Source organism: Micromonospora sp. AMSO31t (genome assembly GCF_008868175.1).
Classification (GTDB): domain Bacteria; phylum Actinomycetota; class Actinomycetes; order Mycobacteriales; family Micromonosporaceae; genus Micromonospora.
Window position 1 is genome coordinate 1 of record NZ_WBKT01000062.1, and the last position, 19,474, is coordinate 19,474.

Annotated in this window: 18 protein-coding genes; 9 read left to right on the top strand and 9 right to left on the bottom strand. The window is 73.8% G+C overall.

The genetic code is table 11. The features are described 5' to 3' along the window. Positions 1-281 precede the first annotated feature (281 nt). A complete protein-coding gene (locus F8274_RS15900) occupies positions 282-938 on the bottom strand; it encodes a 4'-phosphopantetheinyl transferase (protein WP_151463170.1) in 657 nt (218 codons plus the stop codon). A 161-nt stretch (positions 939-1,099) separates the two neighbouring features. Here F8274_RS15900 and F8274_RS15905 point away from each other — a divergent pair, with 161 nt between their 5' ends. Continuing rightward, positions 1,100-1,318: a hypothetical protein gene (locus F8274_RS15905; RefSeq protein WP_225853817.1), complete on the top strand. Its 219-nt coding sequence runs from the start codon at positions 1,100-1,102 to the stop codon at positions 1,316-1,318. A 54-nt stretch (positions 1,319-1,372) separates the two neighbouring features. Here F8274_RS15905 and F8274_RS15910 read toward each other — a convergent pair whose 3' ends face one another. From F8274_RS15910 to F8274_RS15920, 3 genes are all read right to left on the bottom strand, one after another. Then, a complete protein-coding gene (locus F8274_RS15910; RefSeq protein WP_151463172.1) occupies positions 1,373-2,149 on the bottom strand; it encodes a peptidase in 777 nt (258 codons plus the stop codon). A 2-nt stretch (positions 2,150-2,151) separates the two neighbouring features. After that, positions 2,152-3,432: a VWA domain-containing protein gene (locus tag F8274_RS15915; RefSeq protein WP_151463173.1), complete on the bottom strand. Its 1,281-nt coding sequence runs from the start codon at positions 3,430-3,432 to the stop codon at positions 2,152-2,154. Between the two features lie 398 nt (positions 3,433-3,830). Next, a complete protein-coding gene (locus F8274_RS15920) occupies positions 3,831-5,531 on the bottom strand; it encodes a dolichyl-phosphate-mannose--protein mannosyltransferase (RefSeq protein ID WP_151463174.1) in 1,701 nt (566 codons plus the stop codon). A 92-nt stretch (positions 5,532-5,623) separates the two neighbouring features. Here F8274_RS15920 and rsmI point away from each other — a divergent pair, with 92 nt between their 5' ends. Beyond that, positions 5,624-6,463, top strand: a complete 840-nt coding sequence (gene rsmI, locus F8274_RS15925; RefSeq protein ID WP_370518237.1) for a 16S rRNA (cytidine(1402)-2'-O)-methyltransferase — start codon at positions 5,624-5,626, stop codon at positions 6,461-6,463. A 6-nt stretch (positions 6,464-6,469) separates the two neighbouring features. On the opposite strand, the gene F8274_RS15930 is transcribed toward rsmI, so the two are convergent. Further along, on the bottom strand, positions 6,470-7,333 hold the full coding sequence (locus F8274_RS15930) for a hypothetical protein (protein ID WP_225853818.1): 864 nt from the start codon (positions 7,331-7,333) through the stop codon (positions 6,470-6,472). A gap of 138 nt (positions 7,334-7,471) precedes the next feature. Between F8274_RS15930 and metG the strand changes: the two genes are divergently transcribed. Further along, a complete protein-coding gene (gene metG, locus F8274_RS15935) occupies positions 7,472-9,274 on the top strand; it encodes a methionine--tRNA ligase (RefSeq protein ID WP_151463176.1) in 1,803 nt (600 codons plus the stop codon). Positions 9,275-9,332: 58 nt separating this feature from the next. On the opposite strand, the gene F8274_RS15940 is transcribed toward metG, so the two are convergent. After that, positions 9,333-10,184 carry an alpha/beta fold hydrolase gene (locus F8274_RS15940; protein ID WP_151463177.1) on the bottom strand — a complete coding sequence of 284 codons (852 nt, stop codon included), beginning with the start codon at positions 10,182-10,184 and terminating at the stop codon, positions 9,333-9,335. 60 nt (positions 10,185-10,244) lie between these two features. Next, positions 10,245-11,483 (bottom strand): hypothetical protein, encoded by a 1,239-nt coding sequence (locus tag F8274_RS15945; RefSeq protein WP_151463178.1) that lies wholly within the window; start codon positions 11,481-11,483, stop codon positions 10,245-10,247. 82 nt (positions 11,484-11,565) lie between these two features. Between F8274_RS15945 and F8274_RS15950 the strand changes: the two genes are divergently transcribed. The 6 genes from F8274_RS15950 (at position 11,566) to F8274_RS15975 (ending at position 17,464) form a co-directional block, all read left to right on the top strand. After that, positions 11,566-12,525: a TatD family hydrolase gene (locus tag F8274_RS15950; RefSeq protein WP_151463179.1), complete on the top strand. Its 960-nt coding sequence runs from the start codon at positions 11,566-11,568 to the stop codon at positions 12,523-12,525. Between the two features lie 13 nt (positions 12,526-12,538). Beyond that, entirely contained in the window at positions 12,539-13,408 is an 870-nt protein-coding gene (gene rsmA, locus F8274_RS15955; RefSeq protein ID WP_151463180.1) for a 16S rRNA (adenine(1518)-N(6)/adenine(1519)-N(6))-dimethyltransferase RsmA, read from the top strand. A gap of 83 nt (positions 13,409-13,491) precedes the next feature. Next, positions 13,492-14,445 (top strand): 4-(cytidine 5'-diphospho)-2-C-methyl-D-erythritol kinase, encoded by a 954-nt coding sequence (locus tag F8274_RS15960; protein WP_151463181.1) that lies wholly within the window; start codon positions 13,492-13,494, stop codon positions 14,443-14,445. A gap of 80 nt (positions 14,446-14,525) precedes the next feature. Continuing rightward, positions 14,526-16,325: an ABC-F family ATP-binding cassette domain-containing protein gene (locus F8274_RS15965; RefSeq protein ID WP_151463182.1), complete on the top strand. Its 1,800-nt coding sequence runs from the start codon at positions 14,526-14,528 to the stop codon at positions 16,323-16,325. A gap of 94 nt (positions 16,326-16,419) precedes the next feature. Then, complete coding sequence (locus F8274_RS15970; protein WP_151463183.1) at positions 16,420-16,875, top strand: DUF4383 domain-containing protein; 456 nt, start codon at positions 16,420-16,422, stop codon at positions 16,873-16,875. Positions 16,876-16,990: 115 nt separating this feature from the next. Continuing rightward, positions 16,991-17,464: a DUF4383 domain-containing protein gene (locus F8274_RS15975; RefSeq protein WP_151463184.1), complete on the top strand. Its 474-nt coding sequence runs from the start codon at positions 16,991-16,993 to the stop codon at positions 17,462-17,464. Positions 17,465-17,471: 7 nt separating this feature from the next. Here F8274_RS15975 and F8274_RS15980 read toward each other — a convergent pair whose 3' ends face one another. Further along, positions 17,472-18,155, bottom strand: coding sequence for a TetR/AcrR family transcriptional regulator (locus F8274_RS15980; protein WP_151463185.1), 684 nt, complete (start codon positions 18,153-18,155; stop codon positions 17,472-17,474). A gap of 41 nt (positions 18,156-18,196) precedes the next feature. Then, positions 18,197-19,168, bottom strand: coding sequence for an acyl-CoA desaturase (locus F8274_RS15985; protein ID WP_151463186.1), 972 nt, complete (start codon positions 19,166-19,168; stop codon positions 18,197-18,199). Positions 19,169-19,474 lie beyond the last annotated feature (306 nt).

Below are 19,474 nucleotides of genomic sequence, written 5' to 3' on the forward strand. Positions count from 1 at the left end.
TCCAACAAGAACGTCTGGATCACCGTCGGCATCGTGGTGGCGGTCATGCTGCTGCTGTGCTGCGGCGCACCCGAGACCGGCGGCTGCGGCGCCTGCGGGCCGCCGGGCACCGGCGGCATCGGCGCGGTGGGGAACGCCTGGGTCGGCGGTTCCTGAGGCTGCTGGTTCGGGTCCTGCGGTCCGAACGGAGGCTGAGGGTGGCTCACCGTACTCCTTGGGCACCTTCGAGATCGTCAGTCGGAACGACGGTACAAGCCGCCCGCAACGCGACCGTCAGGCCCTCACCCGGGTACCAGAACGGCGGCGGTGCGCACCAGATCGGCGTCCACCGCGAACCGACCGGCTATCGATGACGGCGGATCGGTCAGCGGGGCGGCGGTGAGCCGGGCCGGCGCGATGCGGGCGGTGAACGTGCCCGCCTCAGGATCGAGCGTGACCCGGGCGTCGGCGAAGTCCAGCCAGGTCCCGGCGAGCGGGTGCCAGACCTTGTAGACGGTCTCCTTGACGCTGAACAGCACGACCGACCAGGCCACCCCGCCGGGCAGCCGGGCCAGCTCCGCCTCCTCCTCGGGCAGGCACACCGTGCGGCGTACCCCCGTGGGAAGTTCCCGGTGGACCTCGGCGTCGATGCCCACCGCGCGGATCTCGGCGGCGTGGGCGGCCGCGGCCGCGCAGTAGCCCCGCGTGTGGGTGATGGCGCCGACCACGCCGGCCGGCCAGACCGGGGCGCGGTCGGGGGCCGCGGGCACCGGCGTGGGCGGCAGGCCCAGGCCGGCCAGCGCCCGGCGCGCGCACACCCGGCCGGCGGTGAAGTCCCGCCGGCGGCCGGCGACGGCCCGTTCGCCCAGGCAGGCCCGCTCGGCCGGGAGCAGCACGCCGGTCCAGTCCGCGGCGCCGGCCACCGCCACGGCGACCTCGGGCGGCAGCAGGTCCCGCATGACGCCGAAACGTACCGCAACCGTGTAACGCCGATGCGCTCCGGAACGCTGTTGGGTCGTTGCGGGGAGGCACCGTCCACACACCTGTTCAATCACGAGAGGAACGGCCGATGACGCCTGGTGCGAAGGCGTCGGAATCACGACCGGGCGAGCACGCCCCCGTGACCCCCGACTGGACCTGCGGTTCCTGCGGCGAGGACTGGCCCTGTGTCACGAAACGCGGGCAACTGCTGAACGAGTACCAGGTGGACCGCGCCTCGTTGAGCGTCTATCTCGGCTCCTGCCTGGCGGCCGCCACGCAGGACCTTCGCACCGCTGCGGACTCCACGCTCCAGCACCGGTTCATCGGCTGGGTGCCGCGCGGCCCGCGTACCTTCTGACCCCCGCTTCCGGTGGCCGCCCCGCACCCGACGCGGCGGCCACCGGTCGCGGGCTCAGGGTCGGCGGGGTCGGCGGGTGAGCGCGAAGCCCAGCACGCCCGCCACGGCGGCGAGCACGCCGCCCGCGCCGGTCCACACCCAGCGCGAGCCGGGCTCCGGGAGCCAGCCGGTGAGGCCGGCGTCCTCCTCGGCGACCGGTTCCGGGGCCGGCTCCGCGGTGAGCACCGTGCCGGCCCTGGTGTTCGCCACCAGTGGTGCCGCCAGCTCCCCGTCGTCGCCGGACCCGCCGCCCCCGGTGTCCGCGCCGACCAGCAGGTCCACCTCGACCGGCAGGCCGAGGTCGGGCTCGGGCAGGTCGGTGACCGAGAGCCGGAGGTAGTAGGTGCCGGGCAGCGGGTCGCCGGACCACGGCTCCGCCCAGGGCCGGACCCGGCGCAGCGTGCACCCGAGGGTCACGGCGGTCGCGGTCGCCGCGGCGGTCGGGGTCTGCGCGCCGGCCGTGCACGCCTGGCGGCGGCGCAGCCCGTCGAAGACGTCGACGGTCCAGGTGGACGGGCCGGTGCGCGCCCTGCCGCCGAAGGAGACCGTCGCCGTGACCTCGTGGACCTCGCCGGCCTCGGCGCGGAACGACCAGTAGAGGTGGTCGCCGGTCGAGGCGCCCACCCGGACCGGCTGGCCGGGGGTGATGGTCGTGGCGGTGAGGAACGAGGTGCCGGCCTTGGTGACGGTGGCCGCGCCGGGCGACGGGGTCGGCGCCGCGCCGGCGGCCGTGGGGGTGAGGGTCAGCCCGGCGGCGGCCAGCGCCGCCGCGGAGCGGATCAGGGTACGCATCCTCAGTTCTCCCTCCAGGTGGCCACCCACCAGCGGGTGAGCAGCCCAGCGACCAGCCCGGTGACCAGCCCGGCCAGGGTGAGCAGGAGCAGCAGCGCCCAGCCGCGGCCGAGGTCCGGCCCGTCCGGTGCGGGGGACGCGGCGACCACGTCCACGGTCAGCTCCACCGGCATGCCCGGGGTGACCTGGGTGCCGGGTCGCGGTGCGAACGAGTTGCTGACCACCAGGCACACGGTCCGCGCCGGCTGCGTCCCGGTCGGGGCGGGCTCGGGGCTCTCCTCCTCGGCGGCCGACCAGCGCAGCCCGGCGGAGACGGCGTCGGTACGCCCGCTGCCGGCGTCGACGCCCCGGACCAGTTCCCGCCCGTCCGGAGCGGTGGCCCGCAGCAGCACGCCGTAGTCCGGGTTCACCGGCCGGTCCAGCGCGACGCTCACCGAGGCGCGCAGCTCCTGCCCGGGGTGCACCGGCACCCGGTACCAGCGGTGCTCGGCGAACGCCTCCCGGTCGGTGTAGACGCCGGGGGCGAGCAGCGGCGCGCCGTCGCACCCGGCCGACCCGCCGACCACGGTCGGGGTGGCTGTGTACGTGTCCCGGGCGCGGTCCACCAGCTGCTTGATCCGCCCGGTCAGCTCGTCGGCGCTCTGCGCCGCGGTGTACGTGCCACCGGTCGCCGCGGCGATGCAGAGCAGCTGCCGGCGGACCTTCTCGTCGGGGGCCAGGCCCAGCGTGTCGACGACCAGCCTGGTGCCCTGGGCGGCCAGCTCGCGGGCCACCTGGCAGGGGTCGGGCGGCGCGCAGGTGTCCTCGCCGTCGGTGATCAGCACGATCCGGCGGGCGGTGCTGCCGGTGCCCAGGTCCTGCGCGGCGGAGCGGAGCGCGAGCCCGACCGGGGTGAAGCCGGTCGGGCGCAGCGTGGCGACGGCCGCCTTGGCCTGCGTCCGGTCCACGGGGCCGACGGGCAAGATCTGCTGGGTGTCCCGGCAGCCCTGCTTCTTGTCCTCGCCCCGGTAGGTGGCGCCGAGCACCCGGATGCCGAGCTGGGTCTCGTCCGGCAGCGCGTCGACCACCTCGTTGAACGCCTGCTGGGCCACCGAGATCCGGCTGCGCCCGTCGATGTCCCGGGCCCGCATCGAGCCGCTGACGTCCAGGACCAGTTCGACCTTGGGCGGCTCGGCGGGAGGTTCGGGCGTCTCGTCGTCGGCCGCGGCGGGCGGCGGACCGATCAGCGCGGTCGCCGTCAGAAGTCCGATCAGGACGGCCGCCGATCGTCTCTTGTTGATCACCGGGCGAAGTGTAGTGAGATCCACTATGGAAGATCATCCGGGCTGTCCGATCAAGCTCGATCAATACGACAGGCGGCATGATCAGGAGTTGCGGCGTGGGTCGCCCGCGCGCCGACGAATGGTAGGGAATTCGTGACGTTTCCGCAGGGTGACCCACCGTGAGGTGCCCGATGTAAACCTTTTGTGGGGTGGCGCATTCGTCGGAAATCTGACCAGGGCCGACCCGTTGTGCCACTGCCGCACTGTGGTTAAGCTCTGTCTTGCGCGCCCCAATCGCCCGCTTCCCCCGTGGCAGGCGATCGGGGCGCGCTTTTTCGTACCCGAACCCGCCGACGCCGGACGGGCCCTGATCGCAACCGGTTTTCCGCCCGGCGGGTGCCCCCGCCGGGCCGCGCCGGTCAGATCCAGCGACCGTCCAACCACATCCGGGCGGACCAGTCCGCGTAGGCCATCAGCCGGCCCACGAAGATCGGGTAGAAGTAGCCGAAACAAAGGCCGACCAGCAGCACGTACGCGCCCGCGATGATCCCGCCGACCAGGCGGCGGTCGGCGGTGGCCTCGGCGCTCGGCGGCGCCGCCGTGCCGGTGGCCGGCGCGGGCGAGACGATCGCGCCGAGCACGTAGACCACGGCGAGCACCAGGAACGGCACCGCCGGCGCGGCGTAGAAGGAGAACATCGTGCGGCCGTCGAGGGCGAACCAGAACCAGGGGAGCAGGCCGGCGGCCACGCTGAGCAGGATGGCGCCGGCCCGCCAGTCGCGTCGGGCCAGCCCGAGCCAGACCGTCGCCGCCAGCGCCGGCAGGAACGACCACCACAGCAGCGGGGTGCCCAGCAGCAGGATCTCCGAGGCGCAGCTCGGCGCGCCGCAGTTGCCGTCGCCGGACCAGTAGAAGGCGACCGGCCGGCCGAGCAGCAGCCACTGCCACGGCCAGGACTGGTACTTGTGCGGGTCGTCGAGCTGGGTGTGGAAGCCGTAGGCGGCCTTGTGGTATTCCCACAGGTTGATCAGCGGGCCGATGACCGGGGTGTCGCTCAGCCCCGGGGTGTTCGGGTAGCGGCTGGCCAGGCGGTAGTAGCCCTCGTCGCCGAGCAGCCAGCCCGACCAGGTGAGCACGTAGGTGACGACCATCAGCGCGCCGGCCGCCAGCAGCCAGGGCAGCTCGTCCAGCAGGGCGTCCCGCCACGGGCGGCGGACCCCGACCGAGCGGCGCACCCCGACCTCCCAGAGGAGCACGAGCAGCGCGAAGGCCGGGACGAAGTAGAGGCCGCTCCACTTCACCGCGCAGGCGCAGCCGAGCAGGACGCCGGCGGCCAGCCGCCACCACGGCCAGTCCCGCCAGGTCGACGGCGGCCGGCCCGCCCGCCCCGGCAGCGTCGGGTCGAGCCCCGCCTCCAGCGCCCGGGTCCAGCGCCGCCGCCGGGCGTCCCGGTCGAGCACCAGCGCGCCGAACGCGGCCAGCACGAACAGCAGCAGGAAGATGTCGAGCAGCGCGGTGCGGGACAGCACGAAGTGGAAGCCGTCCAGGGCCAGCAGCAGCCCGGCCGCGCAGCCCAGCGTGGTGGAGCGGAACATGCGCCGACCGATCCGCACCAGCAGCAGCACCGAGAGGGTGCCGGCGACGGCCGCCGCGAACCGCCAGCCGAACTCGGGGGCGGTGGTGAGCAGGTGCCCGGGCACGGAAATCTTCGTCTCGGCGTCCTGGTAGCCGAAGGCCCACTCGCCGAGGCCGATGAGCCACTTGCCCAGCGGCGGATGCACCACGTACGACGGGGCGTTGTCCTTGTAGTTCCACTCGACGCCGCGGTCGATCAGCCCGTAGGCGTCACGCGCGTAGTAGATCTCGTCGAAGATCTTCCCGTTGGGGCCGCTCAGCCCGACGAAGCGCAGGATGGCCGCGATCGCCACCACCACCCCGGTGGCCAGCCAGGCGCGGCCCCGGTCGAGGCGGGCGTCGACGGTGTCGAGCCGTCGCCGGACGACGGCCGGGAGCCGGCCGCCGCCGCCACTCGGGGCGGGGCTGGTGGCCTGGTCGGCGCTGGTCGGCTCGACGGCGGACCCGCCCGCGTTCGCGCTCTGTGCTGTCGACGCACTCGTCACCCGGCGATCGTAGGCTGCGAAGGTGCCCGGTGGCGCCCGTCGTCTCCGAGATTGGTACGGCCGTCGATGAAGGAGCGCACGTCGTGGGTGAAATGTCCGAGCTTGGCCGCCTGGTGCTGCTCGGTGCGCCGCTGGGCAACCCGGCCGACGCGTCCGCCCGGTTCCGCGAGGTGCTCGCCGCCGCCGACGTGGTCGCCGCCGAGGACACCCGGCGGCTCACCCGGCTGGCCCGCGACCTGGCGGTCACCGTGCCGGGCCGGATCGTCTCCTACTTCGAGGGCAACGAGGAGCGGCGCACCCCGGAACTGGTCGACGTCCTCGCCGCCGGCTACACCGTCGCGCTGGTCACCGACGGCGGGATGCCCAGCGTCTCCGACCCCGGCTACCGGCTGGTCCGGGCCGCCCTGGACGCCGGTGTCCCGGTCACCGCGGCCCCCGGGCCGAGCGCCGTGACCACCGCCCTGGCGCTGTCCGGGCTGCCGTGCGACCGGTTCTGCTTCGAGGGATTCCTGCCCCGCACGCCCGGCGCCCGCCGGTCCCGGCTGCGCGCGCTCGCCGCCGAGGAGCGCACCCTGGTGCTCTTCGAGGCGCCGCACCGGATCGCCGGAGCGCTGGCCGACCTGGCCGAGGCGTTCGGCCCGGACCGGCCCGCCGCCCTGTGCCGCGAGCTGACGAAGACGTACGAGGAAGTGGTCCGCCGGCCGCTCGGCGAGCTGGCCGAGTGGGCCGCGGCGGGCGATCCGCGCGGCGAGATCACCCTGGTCGTGGCGGGGGCGCCGCCGGCCGCCGCCGTCCGGCCGGACGACGACACGCTGCGCGCCGCGGTGGCCGCGCGGGAGGCGGCCGGGCTGTCCCGCCGCGACGCCGTCACGGAGGTGGCGACGGAGTACGGCCTGCGCCGCCGCGAGGTCTACACGGTCGTGCACACCTGACGGCGGCTACCAGGCCCAGCCCAGGAAACCGACGGTGATCAGCAGCGGGCCGGCCAGCGCCACGCCCACCGCCCAGCGGCGGTGCCGGGGGTCCGGCAGCCGGGTGGCGCCGGTCCAGCGGGCGATCCCGGCGGCGCAGCCGGCCACCAGCAGCAGCCCGAGCAGCCAGCGCAGGTGCCGGCCGGCGCCGGCGTCCGCGTAGGCGGTGCCGGCGGCCGGTCCGGTCATCCGGGCGGGCAGCACCGAGCCGGTGGCGCTGCGATCGGCCGGCACCCCGCTGACCCGCACGCCGTGCGCCAGGAAGCGCTCGCCGTCGGCCAGGAAGAGCCCCCGGCAGCGCTGGGTCAGCCCGCCGCCGCTGCAATCGGTGATCACGGCGGTGCCGCTCGTGCCGTGCCCCACGGCCAGCCAGAACGGCCCGGCGCTCACCCAGGCGAAGAACGCCGCCAGCAGGCTGAGCGAGAGCAGCACGGACAGGCCGGTGACCGGGTCCGGGGGGCGCGCCGGACGGCGGTCCCGCCGGGCCGCCGACCGCCGGAGCGGCCACCGGGTGCGCCGGCGGCGCGGCTCCTCCCGCAGCGGGGTGCCGTCCCAGTGCACCTCCTCGATCGGCGCCCAGGCGGCCCCGCCGTCGGCCGGAGCGGACCGCCGGTGCCAGCGCGGCTGCCGGACCGGCACCCGGCGCGGGACGGCGTCCACCGGCGCCCCGGTGGTCGGTTCCACCTCGACGGGCGGGTCCGCCGGGTCCAGCCGGGGCTGGGGAGCCACCGTGCCGCGCGCCGGGGTCCGCCGCGCGGCCTCCTCGGCCGCGGGCGCGGAGGAGGGCCCGCCCGGCCCAGGCGCCGCTGGTCTGCTGGTCACGCCGTTCATTTCACACCGGCAAGCCGGGGTCGCCGGGCAGCTCAGACCGCGTGTCGGCGACAAATCGGGCGTACGGCGGGGGCCGGCGCGTGGGACGCGCCCTATTGGTTCGCCGGTGTCCCGCGGCAATCACTAGGCTTGGCGCTCATGAGTCACGTTCTCGCCGCGGTCGCCTGGCCCTACGCCAACGGCCCGCGCCACATCGGCCACGTATCCGGATTCGGCGTTCCCTCCGACGTCTTCGCCCGGTACATGCGGATGGCCGGTCACGACGTGCTCATGGTCTCCGGCACCGACGAGCACGGCACCCCGATCCAGGTGCAGGCCGACGCCGAGGGAGTCACCCCGCGCGAGCTGGCCGACCGCTACAACCGGGTGATCGCCGAGGACCTGCGGGCGCTGGGCCTGTCGTACGACCTGTTCACCCGGACCACCACCCGCAACCACTACGCCGTGGTGCAGGAGCTGTTCGAGGGGCTCCACCGCAACGGCTACATCGTCCCCAAGGTCACCACCGGGGCGATCTCCCCGTCCACCGGCCGGACCCTGCCCGACCGCTACATCGAGGGCACCTGCCCGATCTGCGGCTACGACAGCGCCCGCGGCGACCAGTGCGACAACTGCGGCAACCAGCTCGACCCGATCGACCTGATCAACCCCAAGTCGAAGATCAACGGCGAGACGCCGGAGTTCGTGGAGACCGAGCACTTCTTCCTGGACCTGCCGGCCCTGGCCGACGCGCTGCGGCAGTGGCTGGACAGCCGGGAGGGCTGGCGCCCCAACGTGCTGCGCTTCTCCCGCAACCTGCTCGACGACCTCCAGCCCCGGGCCATCACCCGCGACCTGGAGTGGGGCGTGCCGATCCCGCTCGACGGCTGGCGCGACCGGCCCGACAAGCGGATCTACGTCTGGTTCGACGCGGTGATCGGGTACCTGTCCGCCTCCATCGAGTGGGCCCGCCGCACCGGCGACCCGGAGGCCTGGCGGAAGTGGTGGTCCGCCGACGGGGAAGGCAAGGACGCCCGCGGCTACTACTTCATGGGCAAGGACAACATCGTCTTCCACTCGGTGATCTGGCCGGCGCTGCTCGGCGGCTACTCCGGCGAGGGCTCCCGGGACGGCGAGCCCGGCCGGCTGGGCCGGCTCAACCTGCCCACCGAGGTGGTCTCCAGCGAATACCTGACCATGGAGGGGCGGAAGTTCTCGTCCTCCCGCAAGGTCGTCATCTACGTCCGCGACTTCCTGGCGCGGTACGACGCCGACGCGCTGCGCTACTTCATCGCGGTGGCCGGCCCGGAGAGCAACGACACCGACTTCACCTGGGCCGAGTTCCTCCGCCGCAACAACGACGAGCTGGTCGCCGGGTGGGGCAACCTGGTCAACCGGTCCATCTCGATGGCGGCGAAGAACTTCGGCGCCATCCCGCCGGTCGACGCCGCCGGGCTCACCGAGGCCGACCGGGCCCTGCTGGACACCGCCAGGGCCGGCTTCGCCACCGTCGGTGACCTGATCGCCCGGCACCGGCAGAAGCAGGCCATCGGCGAGGCCATGAAGGTCGTCGCCGAGGCCAACAAGTACCTGTCCGAGCAGGCGCCGTGGAAGCTCAAGGGCGAGGACGACAAGCCCCGGATGGGCACCATCCTGCACGTCGCCCTCCAGGTGGTCAGCGACGCCAACACGCTGCTCACCCCGTTCCTGCCGCACTCCGCGCAGCAGATCCACGAGCTGCTCGGCGGCACCGGGGTGCACGCGCCCATGCCGGTGATCGAGGAGGTCGAGGACCTCGACGGCGGGCCGGCGTACCCGGTGCTGACCGGCGACTACACGGTCGGGGCGCGCTGGGAGTCCGTACCCCTGGAGGTGGGCCGGCCCCTCGCGGCGCCGAAGCCGGTGTTCCGCAAGCTCGACCCGTCGATCGTCGACGAGGAGCTGGCCCGGCTGGCCGGCTGAGCCGACCGGCGCACGACGCGGCCCCAGGGAAACCCCGGGGCCGCGTGCCGTCGCCGGCTCAGGCGCGGGCCATCTGCGGTTTGCCGATGAACTCCATGATCGCCTTGTTGACCTCGGTGGGGTGCGTCCACGGCGTGCCGTGCGGCGCGCCCTGCAGGGTGACCATCCGGCAGTCGGACAGCATGTTCTGCAACCGCTGGCCCGTCGCCGGGTAGGGCAGCACGTTGTCCTTGTCGCCCTGGATGATCAGCACCGGGATGGTGATGTTCGGCAGGTCGCCGCGGAAGTCCGTCAGCCAGGCGTCCACGGAGTCGTAGGTGCCCTTCGCGGACGCCCGCGCGCCGATCTCCCAGTGCGCCCGGTACGCCTCCTCGCTGACCCACCGGCCCTTGTTCTCGCTGTAGTTGAAGAACGCGTCGCAGAACTGGGTCAGGTAGGCGAACCGGTCCTGGATGATGGCCGCTTTGAACCCGTCGAACAGGCTCTGGTCGACGCCTTCCGGATTGTCGGCCGTCTTCAAGAGGAACGGTGCCAACGGCGCCATCAGCACCGCGCGCTCCACCCGGTCCGACCCGTACGCCCCCAGGTAGCGGGTCACCTCGCCGGTGCCCATCGAGTGCCCGATCAGGATCGCGTTGCGCAGGTCCAGCTCGGTCATCAGCACGTCGAGGTCCGCCGAGAAGGTGTTGTAGTCGTAGCCGAACGCCGGTTGGGCGGAGTTGCCGAATCCGCGCCGGTCGTACGTGATCACCCGGTAGCCGGCCGCGAGCAGCGGGTTGGCCATCTTCTCCCAGGTCGCCCCGTTGAACGGGAACCCGTGGATCAGGACGATCGGCTGGCCGGAGCCGTGATCCTCGTAGTAGAGGTCGATGGGTGCGGAATTCTCCGTACCAACGGTGACGAAAGGCATGTCGGGTTCTCTCCCCTTGCGTGCGTCTCGGACGCACGCGCTTTCCCGGCCCGCTCCCGCTTATGCCGTCCGGTACGGCAGATCCACCACCCGGTCGTCGGTCAGCTCGCCGCCCGGCGCCCACGTCTCGTAGACGCCCCGCTCGTGGCACTGCGCCCCGGTCGTGGCCACCGCGTCCGGATCCGGCCGGCACAGCCGCAGCCGCAGCCAGCCCGCCTCCTCCCGGAGCACCAGGCAGGGCACCCCGCGCCAGGCGGCGTAGCGCAGCCGGCGGGCCGCCGACTCCACCGGGTAACGGGCCGCCCGGGTCATGGCCAGCACCCGGAACCCGCCGGGCTGGTCGGCCACCGCCTCGTACTCCACGCCGCCGTACCCGCCGACGAGTTGGGTGGAGCGGGGCGCGTCCCCGGTCGGCACGTACTCCTGATCGGGGGAGAGGCCGGGCACCGCGGCGAGCAGGTGCCGCCACTGCGGGCCGACCATGCGCAGCCAGCCCCGCTGCTCCGCCTGGTAGGTGTAGAGCACCACCTCCACCCCCTCCGCCGGGTAGGCGAGCAGGGTGGCGTTCGCCGGCATCGGCAGGTCGGCGAAGTCGCGGGTGACGAACTCCGGGACGAGCTGGGCGTTGCTCGGCACGAACCCGGTGCCCAGCACCGCCGGCCCCAGCCGGTCCCGCGGCGGCAGCGCCGTCAGCCCCTGGTGCGCCGGACCGACCGGCACGTCGTAGTCCGCCGGGTCGGTGGCGCGCCAGCGCAGCGCGTACGCCACGTCGCCGCCCTCCGAGTCGCCCCGTAGCACCGCCATCCCCGCCGGGGTCCGCAGGTGCGCCACGTCGTGCTCCCGGTGGCAGAAGCCGTGCGGCAGCCAGCCCCGCACGTAACCGGCGAGCTGGCGGGCGGAGAGCACCTTCACCATCCGGGTGCCCGGCCGGATCACCGCCGAGCCGCGCACCGCCGCGAGGGTCGGGTCGGCCGCCGCACCCGGCTGCTGGCTGAGCTGGTGCAGGTACGCCCAGCCGTGCTCCCGGTGCAGCGGCATGAGCAGCGGCGGGTCCAGGTCCTCCGTCGGCTCGGCCGCCCCGTGCACCGCGCTCACCTCGGTGACGTGCACGAACCTCCGCCACGGGTACGCCACCCCGGGCCGGGGCGCCCACTCGAACCCGGGCGCCTCCTCGGCGCTGAACAGCTCGTACGCCGCGCCCCGGGCGATCTCCTCCGCCGGGTGGACGCGGCCGTCGTACGTCACGCGCAGCCCGGTCCGCTCGGGGGCGGCCTCGCCGGCCTGAGGTGTGACGGTCACGCACCGCACCGTAGGCGCGGCAGATGTGGTGTACGTGAACAGTCGGTGGCGGTCCGGAAACGCCGGCCCCCGGCGGTGTGTGATGCTGGCCGCGATGAGCGAGCAGACCGAAACCCGCAAGGAGCGTGCCGCCCGCCGGGCCGGTGAGTTCCCGCCCGCCCCGGAGCCGCTCGCGGTGCCCGTGCTGGACAGCCACACCCACCTCGACATCACGGTCAGCGAGTACGGGGTGCCCCTGCGAAGCGCGAGGAGTGAGCCGGGGTTGCGAGCCCCGCAGTCGCGAGCGAACGGCGGCTCAGTTGGCCCGGCCGACGACCCGGTGGCGGCGGCCGTCGCGGTGGCCGCCGGCGTCGGCGTGGACCGGCTCGTGCAGGTCGGCGTGGACGTCGAGTCGTCCCGATGGGGCGCCGACGTCGCCGAGCGCTACGGCGCGGTGCTGGCCACCGTGGCGCTGCACCCGAACGAGGCGCCCCGCCTCGCCGACCTGGACGAGGCGCTGCGCGAGATCGAGGCGCTCGCCGGCCGGGACCGGGTCCGGGGCGTCGGTGAGACCGGCATGGACTTCTTCCGCACCGGAGACGAGGGGCGGGCCGCGCAGGAGGCGAGCTTCCGGGCGCACATCGCCATCGCCAAGCGGCACGGCAAGGCGCTGGTCATCCACGACCGCGACGCGCACGCCGACGTGCTGCGGATCCTCGACGACGAGGGCGCACCGGACACCGTGGTGCTGCACTGCTTCTCCGGCGACGCCGACTTCGCCCGCGAGTGCGTCCGCCGGGGCTACCTGCTCAGCTTCGCCGGCACGGTCACCTTCGGCAGCGCGACGGCGCTCCGCGAGGCGGCCGCCGTCACCCCGCCCGGGCAGCTGCTGGTGGAGACCGACGCGCCGTACCTGACGCCGATGCCGCACCGGGGGCGGCCGAACGCCTCGTACCTCATCCCGCTGACCGTGCGGTTCCTGGCCGAGACCACCGGGGCCGACCTCGACGAGCTGTGCGCGGCGATCTCCGCGACCGGCGAACGGGCGTTCGGGCCGTGGTGAAAGGATTCCCGGCGTGACCGGACTCCTCGGCCCGGCGGAGATCCGGGAACTCGCCGCGCGGCTCGGCGTGACGCCGACCAAGAAGCTCGGCCAGAACTTCGTGCACGACCCCAACACGGTCCGCCGGATCGTCACCACCGCCGGGCTCGCCCCGGACGATGTGGCGCTGGAGGTCGGCCCCGGCCTCGGCTCGCTCACCCTGGCCCTGCTCCCGGTGGCCGCGCACGTGCACGCCGTCGAACTCGACCCGGCCCTGGCCGCCGCGCTGCCGGAGACCGCCGCCCGGTTCGCCGGCCCGGACGCCGCCCGGCTGACCGTGCACCCCGCCGACGCGCTGCGGATCACCGCCGCCGAACTGGCCGACCCGGCGCCGACCGCGCTGGTGGCGAACCTGCCGTACAACGTGGCCGTGCCGGTGGTGCTGCACCTGCTCGCCGGGCTGCCCACCCTGCGCCACGGCCTCGTGATGGTGCAGAAGGAGGTCGCCGACCGGCTCGTCGCCGGTCCCGGCTCCAAGGTGTACGGCATCCCGTCGGTGAAACTCGCCTGGTACGCCCGCTCCCGGGCCGCCGGCAAGGTCCCGCCGAACGTCTTCTGGCCGGTGCCGAACGTCGACTCCGGGCTGGTCGCTTTCACCCGGCGCGACCCGCCCCGCGCCGACGTACCCCGGGAGGCCGTCTTCGCGGTGGTCGACGCGGCGTTCGCGCAGCGCCGCAAGACCCTGCGCGCCGCGCTCGCGGGCTGGGCCGGCGGCGCGGACCGGGCCGCGGCGGCGCTCACCGCCGCCGGCGTCGACCCCGGCGCACGCGGCGAGTCACTCACCGTGGAGCAGTTCGCCGCCATCGCCGCGTCGGCCCCGGCCGCTTCCGCGGGCGCCCAGTAGGCTGGCGCCGTTGCCGACCCCGCCGAGGAGCTGACCGTGCAGAAGCCGTTCGACATCCGCCTGCGCCCGCGGGACATCGTCCCGTGACCGAGGCCTGGCGACCGGACGACGAGGACGGGCAGCGGCGCGGGGCGAGCGGCCCCGTGAAGGTGCGGGTGCCGGCCAAGGTCAACCTGCACCTCGGGGTGGGCCCGCTGCGCCGGGACGGCTACCACGAGCTGAACACCGTCTACCACGCGATCTCCATCTACGACGAGCTGACCGCCCGCCGGGGCGACACGCTGACCCTCACCATGGAGGGCGAGGGCGCCGGCGAGCTGGCCCTGGACGACTCCAACCTGGTGATCCGGGCCGCCCACGCCCTCGCCGGCTACGCGGGCGTGCTGCCGCACGCCCGGCTGCACCTGCGCAAGCAGATCCCGCTCGCCGGCGGGCTGGCCGGCGGCAGCGCCGACGCGGCCGCCGCGCTGGTCGCCTGCGACGCGCTCTGGGGCACCGGGCTGTCCCGCGACGAGCTGGCCGGGATCGCCGCCGACCTCGGTTCCGACGTGCCGTTCCTGATCTACGGCGGCACCGCGCTGGGCACCGGGCGGGGCGAGGCGGTCAGCCCGGTGCTGGCCCGCCCCACCTCCTGGCGCTGGGTGGTGGCGCTCGCCGACGGCGGCCTCTCCACCCCGGCCGCCTACCGCGAGCTGGACCGGCTCCGCGACGCCGGCACGGCGGGGGAGCCGCTGGGCAGCACCGACACGCTGCTGGGCGCGCTGCGCCAGCGCGACCCGCGGGTGCTCGCCGCCGCCCTCGGCAACGACCTCCAGGCCGCCGCGCTGGCCATGCGCCCGTCGCTGGCCGAGACGCTCAAGGCGGGGGAGGCGGCCGGCGCGCTCGCCGGTCTCGTCTCCGGCTCCGGCCCGACCTGCGTCTTCCTCGCCGCCGACGAGGCGCACGCCGCGCGGATCGCCGCCGACCTGTCCGCCGCCGGCGTCTGCCGGGACGTGCGGGTCGCGCACGGCCCGGTCGCCGGCGCCCGCATCATCTGAATCCCGCCCCGCCCGGTCCGCGTACCCTTGACGACGGGCGTCCCGGGCACCGGGGCGCCTTGATCATGAAAGGTGGGTCCGTGGCCAACATCGTCAACCTGGACCGGGTGTCCAAGGGGTACGGCGCCGCCGGGCCGCTGCTCACCGACGTCTCGCTCGGCCTCGACGACGCCGACCGGGTCGGCGTCGTCGGCCTCAACGGCGCCGGCAAGTCCACCCTGCTGCGCCTGCTCACCAAGCAGGAGGAACCCGACGACGGCCGCGTCACCCACCGCCGTGACCTGCGGGTCTCCTGGCTGCCGCAGACCCTCGACCTGGCCCCCGAGGCCACCGTCCGGGACGTGGTGCTCGGCACCGCCTGGCTCGGCGAGAGCATGGGCGCCGAGCACGAATGGGCCGGCGACGCCGGAGTCCGCGCCATCCTCGACGGCCTGGGCATGCCCCACCTCGGCCTCGACGCGGCGGTCGGGACGATGTCCGGCGGCGAACGCCGCCGCGTCGCGCTCGCCGCCCTGCTGGTCCGCGACGCCGACCTGCTCATCCTCGACGAGCCCACCAACCACCTCGACGTCGGCGGCGTCGACTGGCTGGCCCGGCACCTCGTCACCCGCAAGGGCGCGCTCGTCGTGGTCACCCACGACCGCTGGTTCCTGGACGCCGTCTGCACCACCACCTGGGAGGTCGCCGACCAGGCCGTCCGGGCCTACGAGGGCGGCTTCGCCGCCTGGACCCTGGCCCGCGTCGAGCGGCAGCGCGTCGCCGCCGCCACCGAGGCCCGCCGGCAGAACCTGCTCCGCAAGGAGATCGCCTGGCTGCGCCGCGGCGCGCCGGCCCGCACCTCCAAGCCGAAGTTCCGGATCGACGCCGCCAACGCGCTCATCGCCGACGTGCCGGAACCGCGCGACACCATGTCGCTGCAACGGCTCGCCACCGCCCGGCTCGGCAAGCAGGTGTACGACCTCGACCAGGTCACCCTGCACGCCGGCCCCAAGGAGATCCTGCACGACACCACCTGGCAGGTCGGCCCCGGCGACCGCGTCGCCATCCTGGGCCGCAACGGCGCCGGCAAGACCACCCTGCTGCGGATGCTCGCCGGAGTGACCCGCCCCGACGGCGGGCGGTTCGCCGCCGGGCAGACCGTACGCCCCGCGTTCCTCTCCCAGGAACTCGCCGAACTCCCCGGCCACCTGCGCGTCCTCGAAGCCGTCGAGGAGGTGGCCCGGCGGGTCCAGCTCGGCGACCGCGAGATCAGCGCCGCCCAGCTCGCCGAGGTGTTCGGCTTCGACGACCGGCGGCTCTGGACGCCGGTCAGCGACCTCTCCGGCGGCGAGCGCCGCCGGCTCCAGATGCTGCGGCTGCTCGCCGGGGAGCCCAACGTGCTCCTCCTCGACGAGCCCACCAACGACCTGGACACCGACACCCTCGCCGCGCTGGAGGACCTGCTCGACTCCTGGCCCGGCACGATCGTCGTGGCCAGCCACGACCGCTACCTGATCGAGCGGGTCACCGACGTCGCGTACGGGATGTTCGGCGACGGCCGGCTGGTGCACCTGCCGGGCGGCGTCGACGAGTACCTGGCCCGCGCCGCCGCCCACGGCGGCCCCGCGCCCGCGGACCTCACCCCGTCCACGGCCGCCCCGGCCCGGGAGGGTCTGTCGGCCGCCGACGTACGCACCGCCAAGAAGGAGCTCAGCCGGCTGGAACGGCAGATCGCCAAGCTCGAACAGAAGGAGGCGACGCTGCACGAGCGGCTCGCCGCGAACGCCACCGACTACGCCAAGGTCGCCGAGCTGGACGCCCAGCTCAAGGAGGTCCGCGCCGAGCGGGACCGCACCGAGGAGGCCTGGCTGGCCCTCGCCGAGGAGCTGCCGGCCGGCTGACCCCGACCCGGGGTGGGGGGTGTGCGGCGTCACTGACGGGCGTGCGGGACAATCGCAGGCGACCCCTCTTCCGTTCGGTCTTGGAGACGCACAGATGGCCCACACCCCCGTCAACCACCCCGCGCGGCCTGTCTACCGGGCGATCGGCGGGCTCGTTGGTCTGTACTTCGTCGTCTTCGGCGTGCTCGGCATCATCGCCAGCGCCGGCAACGAGGTCCTCGCCCAGGACGACACCAAGGTCCTCGGCCAGGGCACCAACCTCGGCCTCTCGATGCTCGCCATCCTGCTCGGCGCCGCGATCCTGGTCGGCACCGCGATCGGCCGCAACCTCGACGTGGCGATCAACCAGTGGCTGGCCTACGCCCTGATGGTCCTCGGCCTGGCCGAGCTGGCGTTCCTCCACACCGACGCCAACATCTTCAACTTCTCGATCATGACCGACATCGTGGTGCTCACCCTGTCGCTGGTGCTCCTGATGGTCGGCATGTACGGCAAGGTCGGCACCGACGACGAGCACGAGGCCTGGCAGAAGGCCCGGCTGGTGCTCTGACCCGCGAACACCCCCGAAGGCCCGGCGCGCGCCGGGCCTTCGGCGTTTTCCGGGGACGGGAGCGGGCGGCTCGGGGGACAATTGCGCCAAACCAGTCAGCGGACCGGAGGCTCCCATGGCGCACTTCCCGGTGAACCACCCCGCACGGCCGCTCTACCGGGTGCTGTCCGGGCTCATCGGCCTCTACATCCTGGTCTTCGGCGTCTGGGGGGTCTTCGAGACCTGGGGCGACAGCCTCTTCAGCCGGGAGGACACCACGGCCCTCGGCCTCCGCACCAACCTGGCGTTCGCCCTGGTCTCCGTGGTCTTCGGCGCCTTCCTCATCATCGGCGCGTCCCGCCGCGGCAACCTCGGCCACTACATGAACCTGACCGCCGGGGCGGTCTTCCTGGTCACCGGCATCCTCATGATGTCCGTGCTGCAGACCTCGGCGAACTTCCTCAACTTCTCGATGTCCACCGTCCTCGTCTCGCTGGTGTTCGGGCTGGTCCTGCTCGCCACCGGCCTCTACGACAAGGTCGGCACGGACGAGCACGCCGCCGAGGAACGGCGCCGCCGCAACCACCCCGTCGCCGAGGCGCACCGCTGAACCCGGCTCAGCCCCGCTTGCGGACGGTGATCAGACCCGGCTTCGCCTCCAGGTGCGACAGGCCGTTCCAGGCCAGGTTCACCAGGTGCGCCGCCACCGTCTCCTTCCGCGGCTTGCGCACCTCCAACCACCAGCGCCCGGTCAACGCCACCATGCCCACCAGCGCCTGCGAGTAGAGCTCCGCCAGCTTCGGGTCGTAGCCCCGGCTGGAGAACTCCGCGCCCAGGATGTGCTCCACCTGGTGCGCCACGTCGTTCATCACGCTGCTGAAGTTGCCCGTCGCCGACATCAACGGCGACTCCCGGACCAGCACCCGGAACCCGCTGGTCTCCTCCTCGATGTACGTCAGCAGGGTCAACGCCGCCTGCTCCAGCAACTCCCGCGGATGCCCCGCCGTCAACGCCGTGGAGATCCGGTCCAGCAGCGAGCGGACCTCCCGGTCCACCACCACGGCGTAGAGCCCCTCCTTGCCGCCGAAGTGCTCGTAGACCACCGGCTTGGAGATCTTCGCCCGGGCCGACACCTCCTCGATCGAGGTGGCGTCGAACCCGCGTTCGGCGAAGATCTGCCGGGCGATCGAGATCAACTGCTCGCGCCGCTGGGTCGCGGACATCCGTACCCGGGAAGGCTTCGCGGCCGGGACGGCCCGCCGCCGGGCGGAGCTGGCGTCGCTGCCGGGAACGTCGGTCACCCGGCCCATCCTGCCAAACCCCACCCGCGTCGATCGACCGGTTACCGCGCCGGCCGGCCGCGCACCCGCCCCGGCTCCACCAGCTTCGCCGTGATCCGCTCCGGTTTCGGCCACCGTACCGACCAGGCCGCACCGACCTTCTCCAGCAGCCAGATCACCCGCGCCGACGGATCGACCTGCCCGCGCAGCACCCCGTGCCGCGCGCTCGTCGGCTCGGCATGGTGCAGGTTGTGCCAGCTCTCCCCGAACGACAGCAACGCCAGCGGCCAGAAGTTCGACGCCCGGTCGCCCTGCCGCACCGCGAACGGGCGCTCACCGTAGACGTGGCACACCGAGTTGATCGACCAGGTGACGTGGTGCAGCAGCGCGATCCGGACCAGCCCGCCCCAGAAGAACGCCGTCAGCGCGCCCTGCCACGACCCGGTGAGCAGCCCGCCCATCGCCGCCGGCCCCAGCACCGAGACCACCACCAGCACCGGGAACAACCGGTCGACGCGGCGGGTGATCGGATCGGCGAGCAGATCCGGGGCGAACCGCGCCCGGTTCGACAACTCCCGGTTGAACAGCCAGCCGACGTGCGCGTGGAACAGCCCCTTCGTCAGCCCGCCGATGCTCTCCCCGAACCGCCACGGCGAGTGCGGGTCGCCCTCCTGGTCGGAGAACGCGTGATGCCGCCGGTGATCGGCCACCCACTGGATGATCTCGCCCTGCACGGCGAACGAACCCGCCACCGCCAGGGTGGCCCGCAGCCACGGTTTCGCCTTGAACGAGCCGTGGGTGAAGTAACGGTGGTAGCCGACCGTGATGCCGAGGCCGGACAGCACGTACCAGAACCCCGCCACCAGCACGTCGGTCCAGCCCAGCCAACCACCCCAGGCCACCGGCACGGCGGCCAGCAGCGCGAGGAACGGAACGACCACGAAGGCCCACAGGGCGATCAGGATGCCGGGTGACTGGTGGCCCTGGGTGAGTGGCTTCGGGCCGCTGTCCGGGCCGGTCAGGGTGGTCGACATGGCACCTCCCAGTCGTACGGGCTACGCCTACGTCACCGTAACCAGGAACGAGCTTGATCGCAGCGGACACGGCACTCCGTCGATGCCGGACCTGTCGTACGCCCGTCCTAACCTGCCGGAGTGACCGACCCGCTGGCCGCCGAGGCACGCCGCCTGCGCCTCGAAGAAAAGCTCTCCGTGGCGCAGATCCGGGCCCGCCTGGGCATCGGCCGCGATCGGGCGTATGCGCTGCTCCGTGGCATCCCGCCACCCGAGTGGACCCGGCGCCCCCGACCACGGTGCGTCGGAACGCGGGCGACGACTACC